This is a genomic window from Desulfurella multipotens (assembly GCF_900101285.1).
Lineage (GTDB): Bacteria > Campylobacterota_A > Desulfurellia > Desulfurellales > Desulfurellaceae > Desulfurella > Desulfurella acetivorans.
In genome coordinates this window covers 25038-42758 of record NZ_FMYU01000007.1, presented here as the reverse complement: position 1 = coordinate 42758, position 17721 = coordinate 25038, and the positions used below count along the sequence as shown (strand labels likewise).

General features: G+C 32.6%; 21 protein-coding genes. 4 read left to right on the top strand and 17 right to left on the bottom strand.

What is annotated here, in order from left to right; genetic code table 11:
• Window positions 1-5 precede the first annotated feature (5 nt).
• A complete protein-coding gene (gene rsmG / locus BLQ93_RS05475) occupies window positions 6-578 on the top strand; it encodes a 16S rRNA (guanine(527)-N(7))-methyltransferase RsmG (protein ID WP_025392853.1) in 573 nt (190 codons plus the stop codon).
• On the opposite strand, the gene BLQ93_RS05470 is transcribed toward rsmG, so the two are convergent.
• The 11 genes from BLQ93_RS05470 to ppsA form a co-directional block, all read right to left on the bottom strand.
• A complete protein-coding gene (locus BLQ93_RS05470) occupies window positions 547-1089 on the bottom strand; it encodes a helix-turn-helix domain-containing protein (RefSeq protein ID WP_092128770.1) in 543 nt (180 codons plus the stop codon). The genes rsmG and BLQ93_RS05470 overlap by 32 nt on opposite strands.
• Before the next feature lie 80 nt (window positions 1090-1169).
• Window positions 1170-1724 carry an acetate uptake transporter gene (locus BLQ93_RS05465; RefSeq protein WP_092128768.1) on the bottom strand — a complete coding sequence of 185 codons (555 nt, stop codon included), beginning with the start codon at window positions 1722-1724 and terminating at the stop codon, window positions 1170-1172.
• A gap of 81 nt (window positions 1725-1805) precedes the next feature.
• Window positions 1806-2471 (bottom strand): polysaccharide deacetylase family protein, encoded by a 666-nt coding sequence (locus tag BLQ93_RS05460; RefSeq protein ID WP_159427503.1) that lies wholly within the window; start codon window positions 2469-2471, stop codon window positions 1806-1808.
• Window positions 2472-2563: 92 nt separating this feature from the next.
• Window positions 2564-3280: a glycosyltransferase family 2 protein gene (locus BLQ93_RS05455; protein WP_092128764.1), complete on the bottom strand. Its 717-nt coding sequence runs from the start codon at window positions 3278-3280 to the stop codon at window positions 2564-2566.
• On the bottom strand, window positions 3280-3582 hold the full coding sequence (locus BLQ93_RS05450) for a metal-sulfur cluster assembly factor (protein ID WP_025392858.1): 303 nt from the start codon (window positions 3580-3582) through the stop codon (window positions 3280-3282). The genes BLQ93_RS05455 and BLQ93_RS05450 overlap by 1 nt, the downstream gene beginning before the upstream one ends.
• A complete protein-coding gene (locus BLQ93_RS05445) occupies window positions 3579-3941 on the bottom strand; it encodes a hypothetical protein (protein ID WP_025392859.1) in 363 nt (120 codons plus the stop codon). Before BLQ93_RS05445 ends, BLQ93_RS05450 begins: the two co-directional genes overlap by 4 nt.
• Window positions 3942-3945: 4 nt before the next feature.
• The gene (gene gatA, locus BLQ93_RS05440; RefSeq protein WP_092128915.1) at window positions 3946-5352 is read right to left on the bottom strand and encodes an Asp-tRNA(Asn)/Glu-tRNA(Gln) amidotransferase subunit GatA; all 1407 of its coding nucleotides are present in this window, start codon (window positions 5350-5352) and stop codon (window positions 3946-3948) included.
• Window positions 5353-5363: 11 nt separating this feature from the next.
• Window positions 5364-5645, bottom strand: a complete 282-nt coding sequence (gene gatC / locus BLQ93_RS05435) for an Asp-tRNA(Asn)/Glu-tRNA(Gln) amidotransferase subunit GatC (RefSeq protein ID WP_216818744.1) — start codon at window positions 5643-5645, stop codon at window positions 5364-5366.
• Window positions 5646-5655: 10 nt separating this feature from the next.
• Window positions 5656-6369 carry a tRNA pseudouridine(38-40) synthase TruA gene (gene truA, locus BLQ93_RS05430; RefSeq protein WP_281182330.1) on the bottom strand — a complete coding sequence of 238 codons (714 nt, stop codon included), beginning with the start codon at window positions 6367-6369 and terminating at the stop codon, window positions 5656-5658.
• Window positions 6370-6384: 15 nt separating this feature from the next.
• A complete protein-coding gene (locus BLQ93_RS05425) occupies window positions 6385-7728 on the bottom strand; it encodes a TldD/PmbA family protein (protein WP_092128760.1) in 1344 nt (447 codons plus the stop codon).
• Window positions 7729-10122 carry a phosphoenolpyruvate synthase gene (ppsA, locus tag BLQ93_RS05420; RefSeq protein ID WP_092128758.1) on the bottom strand — a complete coding sequence of 798 codons (2394 nt, stop codon included), beginning with the start codon at window positions 10120-10122 and terminating at the stop codon, window positions 7729-7731.
• A 132-nt stretch (window positions 10123-10254) separates the two neighbouring features.
• Here ppsA and BLQ93_RS05415 point away from each other — a divergent pair, with 132 nt between their 5' ends.
• Entirely contained in the window at window positions 10255-10542 is a 288-nt protein-coding gene (locus BLQ93_RS05415) for a hypothetical protein (protein WP_025392865.1), read from the top strand.
• A 9-nt stretch (window positions 10543-10551) separates the two neighbouring features.
• On the opposite strand, the gene BLQ93_RS05410 is transcribed toward BLQ93_RS05415, so the two are convergent.
• Window positions 10552-12045 carry a potassium channel protein gene (locus BLQ93_RS05410; RefSeq protein WP_092128756.1) on the bottom strand — a complete coding sequence of 498 codons (1494 nt, stop codon included), beginning with the start codon at window positions 12043-12045 and terminating at the stop codon, window positions 10552-10554.
• A gap of 84 nt (window positions 12046-12129) precedes the next feature.
• Here BLQ93_RS05410 and BLQ93_RS05405 point away from each other — a divergent pair, with 84 nt between their 5' ends.
• Entirely contained in the window at window positions 12130-12438 is a 309-nt protein-coding gene (locus tag BLQ93_RS05405) for a hypothetical protein (protein ID WP_143338707.1), read from the top strand.
• 12 nt (window positions 12439-12450) lie between these two features.
• Window positions 12451-13296, top strand: a complete 846-nt coding sequence (locus BLQ93_RS05400; RefSeq protein ID WP_092128752.1) for an MBL fold metallo-hydrolase — start codon at window positions 12451-12453, stop codon at window positions 13294-13296.
• Here the strand turns inward: BLQ93_RS05400 and BLQ93_RS05395 are convergent.
• From BLQ93_RS05395 to ahcY, 5 genes are all read right to left on the bottom strand, one after another.
• Window positions 13280-13663, bottom strand: coding sequence for a tetratricopeptide repeat protein (locus BLQ93_RS05395; protein ID WP_092128751.1), 384 nt, complete (start codon window positions 13661-13663; stop codon window positions 13280-13282). The two genes, BLQ93_RS05400 and BLQ93_RS05395, sit on opposite strands and share 17 nt — an antisense overlap.
• 70 nt (window positions 13664-13733) lie before the next feature.
• A complete protein-coding gene (locus tag BLQ93_RS05390; protein ID WP_143338705.1) occupies window positions 13734-14429 on the bottom strand; it encodes a hypothetical protein in 696 nt (231 codons plus the stop codon).
• A 112-nt stretch (window positions 14430-14541) separates the two neighbouring features.
• Window positions 14542-15426 (bottom strand): Ppx/GppA phosphatase family protein, encoded by an 885-nt coding sequence (locus BLQ93_RS05385; RefSeq protein ID WP_092128747.1) that lies wholly within the window; start codon window positions 15424-15426, stop codon window positions 14542-14544.
• Window positions 15423-16451, bottom strand: coding sequence for an Mrp/NBP35 family ATP-binding protein (locus BLQ93_RS05380; protein WP_092128746.1), 1029 nt, complete (start codon window positions 16449-16451; stop codon window positions 15423-15425). Before BLQ93_RS05380 ends, BLQ93_RS05385 begins: the two co-directional genes overlap by 4 nt.
• A gap of 16 nt (window positions 16452-16467) precedes the next feature.
• Window positions 16468-17721: an adenosylhomocysteinase gene (ahcY, locus tag BLQ93_RS05375; protein WP_092128913.1), complete on the bottom strand. Its 1254-nt coding sequence runs from the start codon at window positions 17719-17721 to the stop codon at window positions 16468-16470.

Below are 17721 nucleotides of genomic sequence, written 5' to 3'. Positions count from 1 at the left end.
TATTATTGGAAAAAATAAATATTAAGGACTATGAAAAATTAAAGAAATTAGAAATTTACATAGAAAATCTAACTAAGTGGAATAAAGTAATAAACCTAACGTCTAAAAATTTTGAGGCTATAAAACATATTCAAGACAGCTTAATGTTTTTTGAAGTTATTAAAAATCCAAGCGGTAATTTAATAGATATCGGCTCAGGAAATGGTTTCCCGGCAATAATAATAGCGATTTTAAGTAATAAGCTAAATGTTACTATGGTCGAGCAAAATATAAAAAAAAGTGCATTTTTAAGAGACACAATATACAAGCTCCAAATTGACGCAAAAGTGCTCAATACAAATATTTTGGAAGTTCCAACTGAAACAAAATTTAGCTTTGTTACTCTTAGAGGATTAAAATGCAATTGTAAAATGCAAACAAAAATACACAGTCTCTTACTAACTAATAAAGGAAAACTAGTCATATGGACTTATCCAGCACCACATTTAAAATACTTCAAACTATTACATTCGTTTTCAAAAAACAATAAACATATTCATGTATATATCAAAGAACAGGCGGAGCAACAACCCATATAGTTTCTACATCAACATCCCCTACATTTTTATAGTAATGAGGTAAAAGCGAAGAAAAATAAAAACTATCACCAGCTTCAAGAACTGCACTTTGACCGCCAACTCTCAATTCAAGTTTACCTTTTAATATATAACCAAATTCTTCACCGTTATGTCTATGTTCACCTTGGGAATCACAACCTACAGGCACTATTTTATACAAAGGCTCCATCATCTTATTCGAAATTTTAGAAACAAGCAATTCTGCTTTAATATGACTTCCAGGATAAATAATCTGTGTGCGCTCATTTTTAGTTAAGAATATTTTATCCTGTTGTTTTTCATCACTGAGTAAGTCTTTTACTTCAATATCTAAACTTTCGGCTAATTTTTTTAAAATACTAATAGAAGGCATAGCCTTACCGGTTTCTATTTGTGATATATACGCATCTGTACAACCCACTTTTTCTGCTAAAGCTTTGAGGGTTAAGCCTTTCTTTTTTCTTTGAGCTTTTATTTTTTCTGACATTTCCATCTTTACCAATACCTCCTAAACTAAATAGCAAGAAGCATTATACTACTTCTTGCTATTTTAATCAAGCAAAATCTAATTAATTATGTGGTTAAATCAAATTGAGCCTTAATAGCCTCATACATACCATACCACGCAGCCAAAGCTGTAATGATTCCTTCATAACCAGCAAAGGTAGTTATTGCTTTGCTTCCTGTATAGTGGCCAATATCAAGCAATATGAACAAAATAAGCAATAAAACAAAAATCGTTATAACGGTAGTGTGTTTAGTATTAAATACAAGCACAGTCATAATTACTGTAAAGATAGTCCATGCGATAAGTGTTACACCTAATGCTGCCCCAAAAGCTTCATCAGGAATCCAATGCCAAATTGGTCCCATATAAATTAAAAAAGCAAGTGCAATCCAGAATGCTCCATATGCACTAAAAGCTGTCATACCAAATGTGTTACCCGTCTTAAACTCAAAAAAACCAGCTATTAACTGTGTCAAACCACCATAGAACAAACCTAAAGGAAGCACAGCAAACAACGCTGCTGGAACCAAACCAGCATTAGCTAAATTTAGAACAAACGTAGTTAAAGCAAACGCTCCCAACCCTACTGCACCCGGGTTAGACATTTTCCCATCAGCCATATAGAACCTCCCAAGTAAAATTTATTTAAATATAAAATATATTAAATTTATGTAAATGTCAAGTGAAAAAATTAATTAAATTTATATTCTAGAACGACCGCGTGTTAATATTAAGTATAAATCTAAATAATTAGTGGAACTACGAATTATTGAGCGCCTAAGAACATATGGATTATATTTTGTTGTATTTATAGATTGCCCAATTATATAAGCTCGTTTAAAACCACTTTTTTTTAAAACTTCAATAACATCTTGACTATAATTACCAAAAGGATATGCAAAATCTTCTACATTTGTAAATTGAGATAATATTTCTTTTGATCGAGTCACATTTTCTAAAATGTCATTTTTAGATAATTCAGAAAGTTTTAAGTGAAAATGAGAGTGAGAGCCAATTTCCATACCTAATTCAATTAATAGTTTAATATCATTTTCATCTAGCATTTGCATATTATCAAGTGTTTTACCTATATAGGCGCTTGATATAAAAAAAAGACCACTAAAGCCGTACTTTTTTAAAATTTTAGCAGCTTCTAAGTTGTTTTTATAACCATCATCAAATGTGATTAAAACACGCTTGTAGTTAAGGTAAAGCTTATTATCCAAAAAAGATGAAATATCGCTAGCTCTAATAGATGAATAGCCCAATTTTCTTAAAAACTTAATATGTTTTTCAAATGTTTCTTTTGAAATTGTAAACTTATCAAGACTTGTATGGTGATTTGTGTTATCTATGCTATGATACAATAAAATGACAAGACCCTTTTTTGGCAAACGAAAAAAATTATATCTAAGCAAAAAAATAACAATTACAAAACAAACCAAAATAAAAAAAAACACTAATTTAGCTCTTTTGCTTTAGCATATTTTACAAGCTGATAAAAACTGGATAAAAGTGCATATAAAATACCTTCATAACCATCAAGAAAAGCACCTTTAAATATAAATCTTTTTAAAAGCTCTAACTGAAAACGAATAATTGGATGCAAATGCTGGTTTTTTTTTAAATTTAAAGTAGCAGAAATTGAAGTATATTTATTTAGTTTTTCAATGTAGTGACTTAAATCTTTATAGCTATAGTGTAAAATCTTGCCTTTTAAATATGAAGCATTTTTTGATATAACCTTTTCGTGAACTATACAATTACTAAACATTAGACCTTTTCTGAATAACCTTAAATGCCAATTTTGGGCACCTCCAAACCTGAGAGCTTTATTTAAAAATACAAGCTGAATTTTTATATAGTAACTATCAAATTTTGAATTTTTTATAGCATTTAATATTTCTGTTTTTAAAGATGGACTAACAACTTCATCTGCATCAATACTCAATATCCAATCGGTTGAAAGTTTTTCAATAGCAAAATTCTTTTGCTCACCATAACTTATAAATTTATTTAAATATATTTTATCAGTATACTTTTTTGCAATCTCAACCGTTTCATCAGTGCTGTATGAATCAACGATCACAATTTCATCACAAAAATCTACACTTTTTAACGTACGCTCAAGGTTTTCTTTTTCATTATAGGTAATAATAGCGCATCCAATGCTCATTACTCACCCAAAAGTCGCTTTCGAGCCTCTTGGCTCATCATAGAAGGATTCCAGGGTGGATCCCAGACAACATCTACAAACACATCTTTTGCGCCAAGTTCCATTATTTTTTCTCTTATATCTTCAGTAATCGGAATATGAAGCGGACATCCAGGCACAGTAAGTGTTATTGTAACAAAAACTACATTATCATCATCTACCACAATGTTGTATAAAAAACCCAAAGAAACAATATCCAGGCCAAGTTCAGGGTCGTAAACATTTTCAAGTGCTTTAACAATCTCCTTTGTCGAAAGTTTCATTTGTTCTCCTTTTTTAAAAGTTTGAAAGGAACAACATTCCGCTTATTTTTCTTTGTTTTTATTTTTTTGATATTAAACTTATCGAATATTTCGCTTTCATTTTTTAAAAATTTTATTGTAACTATATGCTCTGGACTCATTATAATAAGTTTTCCATCATACATTGAATCTTTAGCATCAAGTGGCTTTATAATAATTTTTCCATCAACTTCTTGATAAGTATTGACATTTTCCAACTTTATACCAAAATAGCTTTGCTCATCTAAAAAAGATAGCAAATCTTCACTGTCAAAATTTTCAACAGTGCCTATATAGCTTTCACCGTTAATTAGATCAACTTTAACCCAGACATCTTTCATTTTTTTACTCCATAATTGGTATTTTTTTGTGAAAGTCATGTTGCTGTTCAAAAGCATACGCAACTTTTAATAATATATCCTCTCTAAAAGCATTTGACAAGATCTGCAAACCAAGTGGCAAATGATTTTTGCTAAAACCACAAGGTACGCTAATTGCTGGAAGACCAGCTAAATTTGCAGGAATTGTAAATGTATCGGATAAATACATATCAAGTGGTTTTGTAACTTCTCCAATTTTAAATGCATCAGTTGGTGTTGTAGGTAAAATAATTGCATCTACTTTAGAAAACGCTTTATCAAAATCCATCTTTATGAGGTTTCTTAAGCGCAGCGATCGAATATAATAAGCATCATAGTAGCCACTTGATAACACATACGTGCCAAGCATTATCCTGCGCTTAACTTCTGCACCAAAACCTTCGGTTCTGGTATTAACATACATTTCCTCAAGAGTTTGGCCATTTGCTCTATAGCCATATTTTACACCATCAAAGCGAGCTAAATTGCTCGAAGCTTCAGCACATGCTAAAATGTAATAATCTGAAATTGAGTATTTTATATGAGGCAAATCCACATTTTCTATTTGTGCACCAAGTTTTTTGTATGTATCAATAGCATTTTCTATGCTTTGTGCAATATCTTCTGATACAGATTTTAGTGCCGCTTCATAAACGCCAATTTTGATGCCTTTTAAATCCTGGCTTAAAAACTCAGTGTAATTTGGCACATCTACATTAATAGAGGTTGAATCTTTAGGGTCAAAACCAGAAATTATACCTAAAAGTAAACACGCATCTTTAACATCTCGTGTAATTGGTCCAATCTGATCTAAACTAGAAGCAAAAGCTACAAGGCCATACCTTGATACACGGCCGTATGTAGGCTTTAAACCAACAACACCACAAAAACTTGCAGGTTGTCTAATAGAACCACCCGTATCTGAACCCAATGAAGCTATAGCAAGCCCTGATGCCACGCTAGCAGCTGAGCCACCACTTGAGCCACCACTTACACGCTGTTTGTCCCAGGGGTTTCTAACTGGACCAAAGTATGATGTTTCACACGATGAACCCATCGCAAATTCATCCATATTTGTTTTGCCGATAAAATTTGCACCAGCTAATTTTAATTTTTCAATAACTGTGGCATCGTAAATACTTTCAAAATTTGACAGCATTTTCGAAGCACATGTGGTTTTTGTACCTTTAAGCATAATATTATCTTTTACCGCAATAGGCAGTCCTTTTAATAAAGAGCCTTTTTCCTCAAAAGTATCAATAATACTTATATATGCATTGATATTTTTATTATGTGATTTAATATAGATTAATAGTTCTTCAAATACTTCTTTTGCCGTTATTTCTTTTTTTTCGATAAGATCAAGCAACTCGTGCAATGGCTTTTCAATCATTTTTTGCTCCATTATATAACTTTTGGTACAACAAATTGTCTCTCAAAAACTTCAGGGGCATTTTTTAGAATTTCTCCTATTTCAAAAGTTTTTTTAACTTTATCTTCTCTAAAAAAATTTATACTTGAAAGAATATTAGATAATGGTTCAATGTTCGATAAATCAAGCTCATCAAGCTCTTTCATGTAATTTAAAATATCATTAAGTTGATCATTAAATTTTTCTAGTTCGCTTTCATCAAATTTTAATTTTGCAAGCTTTTCAAGTTTTTTCAACTCTTGTTTATCAATCATTATAACACCTCTAATATATTGCTCTTTTAAAATATAAACCACACGCAGGTGCTTTAAGTAAGGACAAAGGCAATTTACCACCATTAAAGCTTCGAATGATTTCATCTTTAGTAGTTTTTTCTTTTGCATAAGAAACCATAGTGCCTACTATTAACCTAACCATTCCACGCAAAAAGGCATTGGATCTGATAAAAATTGCTACAATAAATCCTTTTTGCTTTATCCTTATATATTTGACAAAACGATTTGTAGCTCTGCCAGTTGAAGTTTTTGAAAATACAGCAAAATCCTTCTTGCCTACAAACAAATCTTTTATTTCCTTAAGTCGTGAAATATTTAATTTTGGGACATGCCAAACATAATTTTTTAAAAATGGCATACACACATCCGCAGTATTGATAATATACACATAATCTCTGAAAATACAACTATAACGAGAATGAAAATTATCATCGACTAAATACGCTTTTAAAACACGAATATCTGCTGGCAATAATGCATTTAAAGCTCGTTTTAGTACTTCTAAATCAAATAATTTTAAAGCTTCAAAATCTACTACCTGAGATAATGCATGAACACCCCTATCTGTTCTACCCGCATAGTTTATATGAATATTAGCACAAAAAAGTTTATTTAGTATATCTTCAAGGCTTTGTTGAATAGTAGGCTTGTCACTTTGCCTTTGCATCCCAAAATAATTCGTGCCATCGTATGAAACCTTCAGTTTATAGCGAATATATTAACCCCCTACCATAATTTTTGGTATTCGAAGAGTGGGCTCACCATCTGTCACTGGTACGCCTTGGGAATTTTTGCCGCATGTCCCTACTTCTGTTCCAAAATCATCGCCAACCATATCAATTTCCTGCAAAATCTTTGGGCCATTGCCAATAAGCGTAGCTCCTCTAACCATATGCTTGATTTTACCTTTTTCTATCAAGTAACCTTCTGATACTTCAAAAACAAAATCTCCGGTTACTGGGTTAACTTGCCCACCACCCATCTTTTTTACAAGCAATCCGTAATCTACACTGTTTATAATTGTTTCTTTATTGTCGTTTCCTGGCAGAATGTATGTGTTTGACATACGTGGTATTGGCACGTAAGCATAAGATTGCCTTCTTGCGCTTCCATTTGAAAGCCTATTATTAGCCTTTGCATACATTTTATCAAACATATAGTCATTTAAAATGCCATTTTTTATAAGCATTTTTCTCATACCGCGTGTACCTTCATCATCATAAACAAACGAACCTCTGGCTTTTTCAACACATGCATCATCAACTACATTGATCTTTTCATTTGCAACTTTTGTGCCTAACTTAGATTTATAAACACTCATTGATTCAAATACAAGATCAGCTTCTAAACCATGGCCAACCGCTTCGTGTATCATTGTACCACCTGCACTTGAATCTAGCACAACACTCATAACCTGTGGTTCAAGTCGGGGGCTTTTAAGTAATTCTTCCACTTTTTCTACCATTTCTTGCGTTAAGCTTTCAAAATTAATACCTTCTAAAAACTCAAAACCACCCATAGCAGAAAGAGGTTTCCTGACCGTTTGCAATATATCATCAAGCTTTGCAACGAGTTCAATGTATAAAAGTGTATAAGTACGCTTTTCTTGCAAGAGATCTCCTTCTTCATTTAAAATAGAAATCTGTTTTAGTTTATCTGAATAAGTAACGCTTGCTTGAACAATGTAAGGGCTTTTATAGGCTGTCTTGTTTACTGAGTCAATTATGTTTTTTATTAAATCAAGATCTACAGGATACCCTTTATAAGAATAAATGCTCATCTGTGGCATTTCTATTATATTAATGCCTTCTTTAGGGTTTGCAGTATCGCATATAAACTTTGTTTTTTCGTAAACACTTTTTTCTGAAATATCATTGGTTGATGCAAACAGTACAGAAAAGCCTTTCACACCTCTTATGCCTACACCTTTGTCTGTACTAAAATTAACGTTTTCTATTTGTTTGTTTTTAGATTCTATAGTGCGTGTAAATGACTCTTCTAAATAAATATCAAAAAAATCAAAATCAGAACCTTTAAACAATCTAAAGGAGTCTTCGTACATTTATCTACCCAACCTTTTTTCTACTTCAAGTACTTTAAGTGTAGTTGACATTATACTATCTGGATTCAAACTCATTGAATCAATGCCTTCTTCTACTAAAAATTCGGCAAAATCAGGAAAATCACTTGGGGCTTGACCACATATACCTACACTTTTGTTATATTTATGGGCAGTTTTTATAAGCATTGAAATCATTCGCTTTACTGCAATATGTCTTTCATCAAAAAGATGAGCAATTAGGCCCGAATCCCTATCAATTCCTAATGTAAGCTGAGTTAAATCGTTTGAGCCAATTGAAAAACCATCAAAAATTTGCGCATACTCATCGGCACAAATAACATTACTTGGAATTTCAGCCATAACGTATATTTCAAGTCCATTTTCGCCTTGAACTAAACCATTTTTTTTCATTTCTTCAATAACCTTTTTACCTTCTTCTGGCGTCCTGCAAAATGGTATCATAAGCTGGATATTCGTAAGTCCAAACTCATCGCGAGCTTTTTTCATAGCAAGGCACTCAAGTGCAAAACCTTCTTTATAATTGTCCGAATAATATCTTGAAGCGCCTCTCCAGCCAATCATTGGATTTTCTTCTTCAGGCTCGAATTCAGAGCCGCCAATTAAATTAGCATATTCATTTGTTTTAAAATCACTCATCCTAACAAGTATAGGTTTTGGATAAACACTTGCAGCCAAAAGTGCAACACCTTGCGCCAATTTGTCAACAAAGTAGTCGGGTTTAAAGCTATAGCCTTGCGTTAGCTCTTCAATGGTTTTCTTTGCTTGTTCATCTTTTAACTTATCAAAATGTATTAAGGCAAGGGGATGAACCTGTATAAATGAGCTTATGATAAATTCCATCCTTGCAAGACCAATGCCATCGTTTGGTATATTTGCAGATGATAGGGCCAAAGCTGGATTTCCCAAATTAAGCTTAATCTGCGTTTTTGGCCTTTGTAGTGATGATAAGTCAAGTGTTTCTACTTCAAACTCAAGCTTTCCTTTGTAAACATAACCTTCATCACCTTCTGCGCATGAAACTGTAATATAATCGCCCGTTTTAATAGTGCTTGTTGCATTTGCACAACCAACAATAGCAGGTACGCCTAACTCTCTAGAAATAATTGCAGCATGGCATGTCCTGCCACCACGGTTTGTTACAATTGCTTTAGCTTTTTTCATTATTGGTTCCCAATCTGGATCTGTCATATCCGTTACAAGCACTTCTCCTTCTTTAAACTCAGATATTTTGCTTGCATCTAATAGTACGCGAGCTACACCACTTGCAATTTTATTTCCAACTGCTACGCCTTTTGTTATAATTTCGCCTTTTTCTTTAAGTTTGTAAGTTTCCATAATGCTTAAATTTTTCTGTGAGTGTACCGTTTCCGGTCGTGCCTGAACAATAAATAATTCATTAAGTTCGCCATCTTTTGCCCACTCTATATCCATAGGTGAATAAACACCACGTTTATTTGTATAGTGATTTTCAATTTTGATAGCCCATGAAGCTAATTTTAGAATATCATCATCACTTAAAGAGTATGATAATCTTTCTTGGCTTGTGGTTTCTATCTCTTTTATGCCACCATTTTCGTCATATACAGCTTTTAATAGTTTTGAACCTAAATTCTTTTTAATAATTGACTTGTAACCTTTTTCAAATGTTGGTTTAAAAACCATAAATTCATCAGGATTAACTTTACCTCCTACAATCAATTCTCCAAGACCGTAGCTTGCATTTATAATAACTACTTTATCAAAACCACTTTCTGTATCAATACTAAACATAACACCGCTTGCGGCTTTATCTGAGCGAACCATTTTTTGGACAGTAACGGATAAAGCTATATCAAAATGGTTAAAACCTTTATCGTGCCTATAAGATGTAGCTCTATCTGTAAAAATAGATGCATAGCATTTTTTGACATACTTTACAACATCGTCTAAGCCTTTTACATTAAGGTATGTATCTTGCTGGCCTGCAAATGAGGCATCTGGCAAGTCTTCTGCTGTTGCAGATGACCTTACTGCAACATCTGTATTTTGAGTAGAATACATACTCGATAATTTTATGTAAGCTTCTTTTATTTCTTTTAATAAATCATCAGGTAGCGGGGCTTGTTCTATCATTTGCCTAACTAAAGCACATTTTGAGCGTAAATCATTAATATCATGCGTATTTAAATTTTCCAGAGTTGATTGTATTTTATCTTTAATCTTAGAGCTTTCCAAAAGATACCAATATGATTGGGCAGTTAAAGCAAAACCATAAGGCACATTTACGCCTTCGCTTTTTAATTCTCTAATCATTTCACCCAAAGATGCGTTTTTGCCGCCAACCAAACCAACATCACTCATTGATACTTCATCTAGCCACTTTATAAATTTCATTGTGTACCCTCCTTTTCTATTTATTTTTATAATAACAAAAAAAATTTCAAAATTCAAATGTATATAACAAAAATTGACTTTAATTTTACTGTGTCTTGTGATAATTTAAAAAATAAATAAAGGAGGTATGTTATGGTAAAAAAATTTCTTCTTACAAGTACACTTTTGCTAGCTTTTTGTGTAAATGCATTTGCACAACCACCGCATAAACCACCAAAGATCCACCATCCAAATAACCACGCAATTTATCATCACAAAGCTTATAACCACAAGTTTTATCGACATGAAAACCACAGACTGGTACACAGAAGGGCAAACTACAATGCAGCAACACCGGCTCGCCCTGCAATACATACACCCGCTGGAACAATACCTGCACAAAGAGCAATACCAAGTCCTGCTGCTCACAAAGGATACTAAGATTTAGGCTCAGCTTGAGCCTAAATCTCTTTTAAATCTTTGTAAATCTTGAGTTAAACCCACACAAATTAAAATAGTAGATGAGCTTATTATGTCATCACCACTTGGATTAAATTTCAATTTTTTTTCTATTTTTTGCTCATTTTTATTAAAAAATTCTTTTACTAAAGCTATAATCATTAAATTATAAAATGATCTTATATTTGTTTGTTTTATCATTTTCCCATCGTAGGGGCTGTTTTTTGGTATCCTAATTTCGTCAATCTCTATGGCTTCTTTTGCACCTGCAATACTAAATAACGCATCAGCAGCGTTAGGTGCTAAAATCATTCTTGCAACTCTGGTAGCAGATGTATGATATGGCGAAATAGTTGTTGCCCCAAGTCTTTTAAATCTCTTAATGGCTTCTTCTTCGTTTTCTCTAGCATTTACCCTTGCTATGGAAAAAATTTCCTTGTTTAGTTCTTTTGCAGAAATAAGAATATATAGATTTTCAGCATCAGAATTTGTTAAAATAGCAAGGCCTTTGGCACGCATAATTCCTGCTTGCAAAAGCACCTTTTCGTCTGCAGCATCTGCATTTATTGTTAAATAACCTTCCTTTATGGCTTCATTTGCTTTATCCCTATCCTTTTCTATTATAACAAAACTTAAATTGTTTGATCTAAGCTGCTGTGCAACTAGACTTGTAATTTTGCCAAAACCACAAATGATATAGTGATTAACAAGTTCGTCTATCTTTTTTTGCACAAGTGCCTCCTTATCTAATTTTGACTCTATAATTCTGCGTGTAAAAGCAGAAGTTATAATACTTGTAAGCATTGCAATACTAACAATACCAAATATCATCAAAAACGAGGCTATTATTTTACCCGTTTGCGTAATTGGTACTATATCACCATAGCCTACAGTTGTAGCTGTAACAATAGACCACCAAAAGGCATTAAATAAAGATCGAAAAGCAGGATTATAAGGACTTTCTGCCATGTAAATACTGATTGATGAAACAAACAAAAAAAATGCAAAAATTGCAAAAAACCAGGTCAACTCATAAAAACTGCTCTTTATCACATTCAAAAGTTCCATTATTTTTTTGCTAAATCTACCAAATTGCAAAAGCCTTGCCAGTACAACAAGCAAAGTATAAGGGTATGGCAAAACATAAAAAGGTATCATAGCAACAATATTAGCTAAAAAAAGTGTATTTAAAGCCTGATTTAGAAAAGCTTTAAAAGAATATTCTTTCTTTTTTATTAAAACTGCAAAAAAAGTAGTATAATTTATAATAAATTCTAAAGCGATAACCGAAATAGTAAATATCTCAATTGTAGTAAAAAATGGTTTTATTATGTTATATCCCAGGATCTTTGCACCTTTATATACCATTATAGATACAATAGATACAAACAATACTAATCTCATAAACAAACTGAAAATGTATGACGAAATTTTATTTATATAAAGTATATCTCTAACTTTTATCAAAAAATCAACGACTTTCATAAATACTTTACATTATACAGGCGTTTTTTTAGATTTCAATGCAATTGCTTGAAATCTAAAAAGAAAGCTGTTAAATTACTATCTATGATAGAAAAAGAAAATTTTAAAAAAATTGTATATCAAAAATTACAAAGTTTAAAAGAAGGAGAGTATTTAGATATTAGAAGTTACAAAAGAAACCGTAGTATTTTAATTGTAAAACTAAAAAATTCTTATAGATTCATTGAAAATGGTTTCAGGAATATGGATGTATATTTAAATAATCTCGATGATGTAAAATCTGCACTAAAAACAACAGAACGGGTTGAGTTTCCAAGAAGCCATATGGTACGCATATATAAAATGGACAATTTTGACGAAACAAAAATAAACTTACAAAGAAAAAAACTTTAAGGAGAAAATTTTATGAAAATTATTGATTTAAATTTTCAAAATACACAAAATATTATTGCAAGTTTTTTAATAGACGCCAAAGAGCCTATTCTTATTGAAACAGGCCCTGAATCTACATTCGAACATCTAACTTACAAATTAAAAGAACTTGGCTTAAGTATAAATGACATAAAACATGTATTTGTAACACATATTCACCTAGATCATTCAGGCGCTGCTTGGTGCTTTGCTAAAGCAAACGCAAAAATTTATGTCCATCCAGCTGGTGCAAAACATTTAATTGATCCATCCCGTCTTCTAGCTTCAGCACAAATTGTTTACAAAGATAAATTAAAAACACTTTTTGGCAATATTATGCCAATTGATAAAGATAAAGTAGTTGTTTTAGATGATCAAAAAGAAATTAATATATCTGGTCAAAAAATTTTGCCTATATTTACACCAGGCCACGCTAAACACCATGCATGTTTTTTTGTAAATGATCATATGTTTGTGGGTGATGCAGGTGGTATTCGAATTTTAGATGGACCCACAATGCCACCTATGCCACCACCGGATATCAATCTAAAAGAGTGGGTATTGTCAATTGAAAAATTAAAAAAATATACACCTCAGTTTATTTGCCCTACACATTTTGGTTGCTTTAAGGATGATACTCACTTTGATACACTTATTTCTCAGATTAAAAAATACGAAAATTTTATACAAAGCAACCAAAACTATAAAGAATTTCTCTTATTTATTGATTCTTTTTTTTCTAAACAAAGCGTAAGAGAACTATATAAGCTTGCAAACCCAGATGATATGAATTTCGAAGGCCTATTGAGGTATTTTAAAAATTTTATAAACCAGAGTTAGTACTATTGTCAGTACTATTTTCAGGATTATTGTCTATTGTATGTTGCTTTGTTGTAGAGCTAAAATTATCTATAGAAATTAACATTTTATCGATATCGTTTTTTAATTTATTGGATTTGGCAAGGATTAAAGCTTGTTGGAGTTCAACTTTGGCAAAGTTATATTTACCATCTTTTGCATATGCACCAGCAAGACACATATACGAAACAGGATTATCCGAATGCAACACTACAGCTAATTTGCCTAGCTCAATTGCTTGAGAAATGCGGCCTTCTTTTAATTGTTTTATACACTGCGCTATTGTATTTGCATAAGAAAAAGCAGGTATACATAAAAATAATAAAACTAAAAACAACCTTTTTGCCATAGCGCCTTAAAATTTATCTTTAAAAAACATTTTTTCGAATTAAAAATTCTAACCTTATATATTAGTTATACTAATCTTTTTTTCTTTTTTTGTCAATTATTATATAGCCAATTATAATTATCCATACAATAACAAGCAGTCCTGTAAACAATGGAAGTTGTCTTGCTATTTTTTTATACATTAGTGCTTGTTTTTGCGCTTGAAGCTGTAAATTCAAATTAGTAACAAGTGATTGATAATAAAGATTTGCCGTATAATTCAAAACAAAATTTTTAAAATTAGCAAAATACTCATCAAACTCATTCTGGTTTTGTAAAAGGTAAATAAATGCTTTGGAAGCTTGCTTGTAGCGTGTAGTGGAATCGCTTGATTTATCCATAAAACTTAAATATTTTATAAACATTAGAGTTTCATCTACTTTATTTGGAGGGTTAATATCAAAATCTAACTTTGATATTTCTTGTGGAAAATTGTATGCCAAAAACGCACAAATATAATCATCCGTCTGATTTTGTTCATAAATGTTAAGTGTTTGAACAGCTGCAGCTAGATAGCGCTTTATGTTTTTCTTATATGAAGCATATCCTATGTCACCAAGCCATTGTATAAATTTATTCAAATAGTTACCTTTTGGTATATTAAGGTTTTCTGTAGAATTTATCTTTTCGATTGCCAGATTAAATTCTTCGTTATCTATAGGCAGCCCTTCAACGCTTAAAAGCGTACCATTTAATACAGAATCGCTCATTTTCCACGATAATTTCATATGAAGATAATTAGCGCTACATACGTTTTGACTGCATTGTATTTGCCACGATGAAGCCTGTACTGAATCCGGCTTCAAAAAAGTGGCAAAAAACAATAAAAAAAATATGAAATTAACAAAAATTTTCAACAATTAAACCTTCAAGCAAACTGCCATTTGTTGTGTAAACGCAGTCTTTACCAAAAACTTCCATTATGGACAATACTACTTGTGCTCCAACCACAATTACATCTTCTCTACCCTCTTCCAAAACAGGGTAGTGTTTTAAGCGTGATTTTTTATCCATTAAAATCATTTCGTTTAATAATTTTTCAATGCTTTTTTGCGTTAATTTGTAGTTTTCACATTTTTCATAATCGTATGTTTTAAGGTTTAAATCCATAGCAGCAAGACTTGTAACCGTTCCTGCATTACCTATAAGATATTCAAAATCAAAAGTTACTTTGTGTTTCAAAAGCTCGTCTTTAAAAGCCAAACCTGCATCAAACAGGTTTTTTTTAGAAGGTGGATCAGTTTTACAAAATTGCTCAAGCAATTTAACAACGCCTAATTTAACACTAAATGATTTAACAATTCGCTCATTTTCACAAAACATAAACTCACAGCTTCCACCGCCTAAATCAAAACCCACCCATCGTTTGTTTTTTAAGTAATCAAGCGCATATAAAATACCTTTTTGAGATAAGTATGCTTCTTTTAAACCATCAATTACTTCAATATTCAAATGCGTTTTATTCAAAAAGTCATCTTTGTTTTTTGCTTCTCTTATAGCGCTTGTTGCTACAGCTTTGTAGTCTGTACAATTGTAACTTTTCATTAAATTTTCATAATAGGATAATATATAAAGCGCTTTTTGTATATTTTCTTCTTGTAAATAGCCATTACTGCCTTTGCCCAATCGGGCAATCTTGCTCAAGCGCAAAACTAATTTGCACGTTCTTTCATCAGCAATAGCTAATCTTATTGTATTTGTACCTATATCAATTGCAGCTATCATGCATTCTTTAATGTTTCTATAATACTTCTTGCGGCATCTGCAAAAGCTTTTGCTACAACTGAGTCTGGAGCTGATATACTAACTGGACTTCCTTCGTCTCCGCCTTCTCTTATCTGTATGTCTATTGGTATCTCGCCTAAAAATGGTATTTTAGTCTTTTTAGCAAAAGCCTCTCCGCCACCGTGTGAGAAGATATCTGACCTATAGCCACATTTTGGGCACACAAAGTAGCTCATATTTTCGATTACACCGACAACTGGAACTTTCAGTTTAACAAAAAAATCATAAGCTTTTGCAGCATCATCCAAAGCAACATTTTGAGGTGTAGTTACAATTATACCGCCACTTACCTTTGCTTCTTGGGCAAGTGTAAGCTGGGCGTCACCTGTGCCAGGTGGTAAATCAACAATTAAAAAGTCTAACTCACCCCATGTAACATCGTTTAAAAACTGTTTTATTACCTGGTTTATTAATGGACCTCTCCAGATTACAGCTGCATCTTTTGGTATCATGCTACCAATTGATATTATCTTTATGCCATATTTTACAATGGGCAGGATTTTATCTTTATTTTTTGGATCAAGTGCAACAGGGATGCCGTCTATACCCATCATGCGCGGGATATTGGGTCCATAAATATCAGCATCAAGTAAACCTACCTTATATCCAAACTTAGATAAGCTAATTGCCAGATTAACGCTTACTGTGGATTTACCTACACCACCTTTGCCACTTGTGGTTGCAAGTATGTAGCGTATATTTTGCAGTTTTGGTGGTTCTTCATCGTGTTTTGGCAAATTGATAATTAAATTTACATCCTTTACGCCTTCAATTTTTTTTACAGCATTGGGTATGCTTTTTTGCAATAACTGTATTACATTTGGGTTGTCTTCTTTCATTAAAAGCTCAATGCTTACAACACCGTCTTCTGTGGTAATATTTCCAATTACACCTTCTTTTATGACACTGTTTGTTTTTCCCGGATAAAAAACCTTATTCAGCTCTTCTTTTATCTTATCTATCATGAAATTGCCTCCTTTTTTAAGTACCAAAAGACCAGCTTTTTAGATACTCAATCTGCTCTTGCGTTAGTGTATCGTACTTTATACCCATTGATTTAAGTTTTAGTGCAGCAATGCGGCTATCAATATCAGCTGGTATTTTATAGACTTTTTTATTTAAGATGCCTTTATTATCAACAATAAATTTTGCGCTTAAAGCTTGATTTGCAAAACTCATATCCATAACTGCACTTGGGTGGCCTTCTGCTGCAGATAAATTTACAAGCCTGCCTTGTGCCAATACATAAATTTTTGTATTTTTCAATGTATACTCACACACATAGTCTCTTATGTAGCGCTTTTCTATTGCAGCTTCTTCTAAGCTTTTTACATCAAGCTCTACATCAAAATGGCCCGAGTTTGCAACAATGGCACCTTGTTTCATTACTTCAAAGTGCTCAAGCCTTATCACATTAATATCACCAGTTACTGTGCAAAAAAAATCTCCTATCTTTGCGGCTTCAATCATAGGCATAACTCTAAAGCCATCCATTACAGCTTCAAGCGCTTTTATTGGGTCAACCTCGCACACAATAACATTTGCACCCATACCACGAGCACGCTCAGCCAAGCCTTTTCCACACCAACCATATCCTGCTACCACAAACACGCTGCCTGCTATCATTCTATTTGTGGCTCTAATAATGCCGTCAATTGTAGATTGGCCTGTACCATAGCGGTTATCAAATAAATGCTTTGTGTCAGCATCATTTACTGCAATAACAGGAAACAGCAATACGCCATCACGCTCCATACTCTTTAAGCGAATGACGCCGGTTGTGGTCTCTTCAGTTGAGCCCAAAATATTTGCAGCTAAATCTTTGCGTGTAGAATGAATAGTTGAAACCAAATCTGCCCCATCATCCATTGTTATATTGGGTTTGTGATCCAAAACAGCATTGATATGAGAATAATAGGTTTTGTTGTCTTCACCTTTTATGGCAAAAGTTGGTATATTGTGATGCACCACAAGGCTTGCTGCCACATCATCTTGCGTAGAAAGCGGATTTGAGGCACACAATGCAACATTTGCGCCCCCTTCTTTTAGTGCAATCATAAGGTTTGCTGTTTCTGTTGTAACATGCAAACATGCGCCTATTGTCAAGCCTTCAAATGGCTTTGTTTTGGAAAACTCTTCTTGTATCAAACTAAGCACAGGCATTGATTGGCGTGCCCACTCTATGCGCTGTTTGCCTTTGTCGGCTAATGATAAATCTTTAACATCAAACATTAT

Excerpts from the sequence above, each read along its gene's own strand:
- BLQ93_RS05470 (WP_092128770.1), bottom strand. The coding sequence starts at position 1,089 with ATGGAAATGTCAGAAAAAATAAAAGCTCAAAGAAAAAAGAAAGGCTTA.
- BLQ93_RS05465 (WP_092128768.1), bottom strand. The coding sequence starts at position 1,724 with ATGGCTGATGGGAAAATGTCTAACCCGGGTGCAGTAGGGTTGGGAGCG.
- BLQ93_RS05455 (WP_092128764.1), bottom strand. The coding sequence starts at position 3,280 with ATGAGCATTGGATGCGCTATTATTACCTATAATGAAAAAGAAAACCTT.
- BLQ93_RS05450 (WP_025392858.1), bottom strand. The coding sequence starts at position 3,582 with ATGAAACTTTCGACAAAGGAGATTGTTAAAGCACTTGAAAATGTTTAC.
- BLQ93_RS05445 (WP_025392859.1), bottom strand. The coding sequence starts at position 3,941 with ATGAAAGATGTCTGGGTTAAAGTTGATCTAATTAACGGTGAAAGCTAT.
- gatA (WP_092128915.1), bottom strand. The coding sequence starts at position 5,352 with ATGATTGAAAAGCCATTGCACGAGTTGCTTGATCTTATCGAAAAAAAA.
- gatC (WP_216818744.1), bottom strand. The coding sequence starts at position 5,645 with ATGATTGATAAACAAGAGTTGAAAAAACTTGAAAAGCTTGCAAAATTA.
- BLQ93_RS05425 (WP_092128760.1), bottom strand. The coding sequence starts at position 7,728 with ATGTACGAAGACTCCTTTAGATTGTTTAAAGGTTCTGATTTTGATTTT.
- ppsA (WP_092128758.1), bottom strand. The coding sequence starts at position 10,122 with ATGAAATTTATAAAGTGGCTAGATGAAGTATCAATGAGTGATGTTGGT.
- BLQ93_RS05415 (WP_025392865.1), top strand. The coding sequence starts at position 10,255 with ATGGTAAAAAAATTTCTTCTTACAAGTACACTTTTGCTAGCTTTTTGT.
- BLQ93_RS05410 (WP_092128756.1), bottom strand. The coding sequence starts at position 12,045 with ATGAAAGTCGTTGATTTTTTGATAAAAGTTAGAGATATACTTTATATA.
- BLQ93_RS05405 (WP_143338707.1), top strand. The coding sequence starts at position 12,130 with ATGATAGAAAAAGAAAATTTTAAAAAAATTGTATATCAAAAATTACAA.
- BLQ93_RS05400 (WP_092128752.1), top strand. The coding sequence starts at position 12,451 with ATGAAAATTATTGATTTAAATTTTCAAAATACACAAAATATTATTGCA.
- BLQ93_RS05395 (WP_092128751.1), bottom strand. The coding sequence starts at position 13,663 with ATGGCAAAAAGGTTGTTTTTAGTTTTATTATTTTTATGTATACCTGCT.
- BLQ93_RS05390 (WP_143338705.1), bottom strand. The coding sequence starts at position 14,429 with ATGAAATTATCGTGGAAAATGAGCGATTCTGTATTAAATGGTACGCTT.
- BLQ93_RS05385 (WP_092128747.1), bottom strand. The coding sequence starts at position 15,426 with ATGATAGCTGCAATTGATATAGGTACAAATACAATAAGATTAGCTATT.
- BLQ93_RS05380 (WP_092128746.1), bottom strand. The coding sequence starts at position 16,451 with ATGATAGATAAGATAAAAGAAGAGCTGAATAAGGTTTTTTATCCGGGA.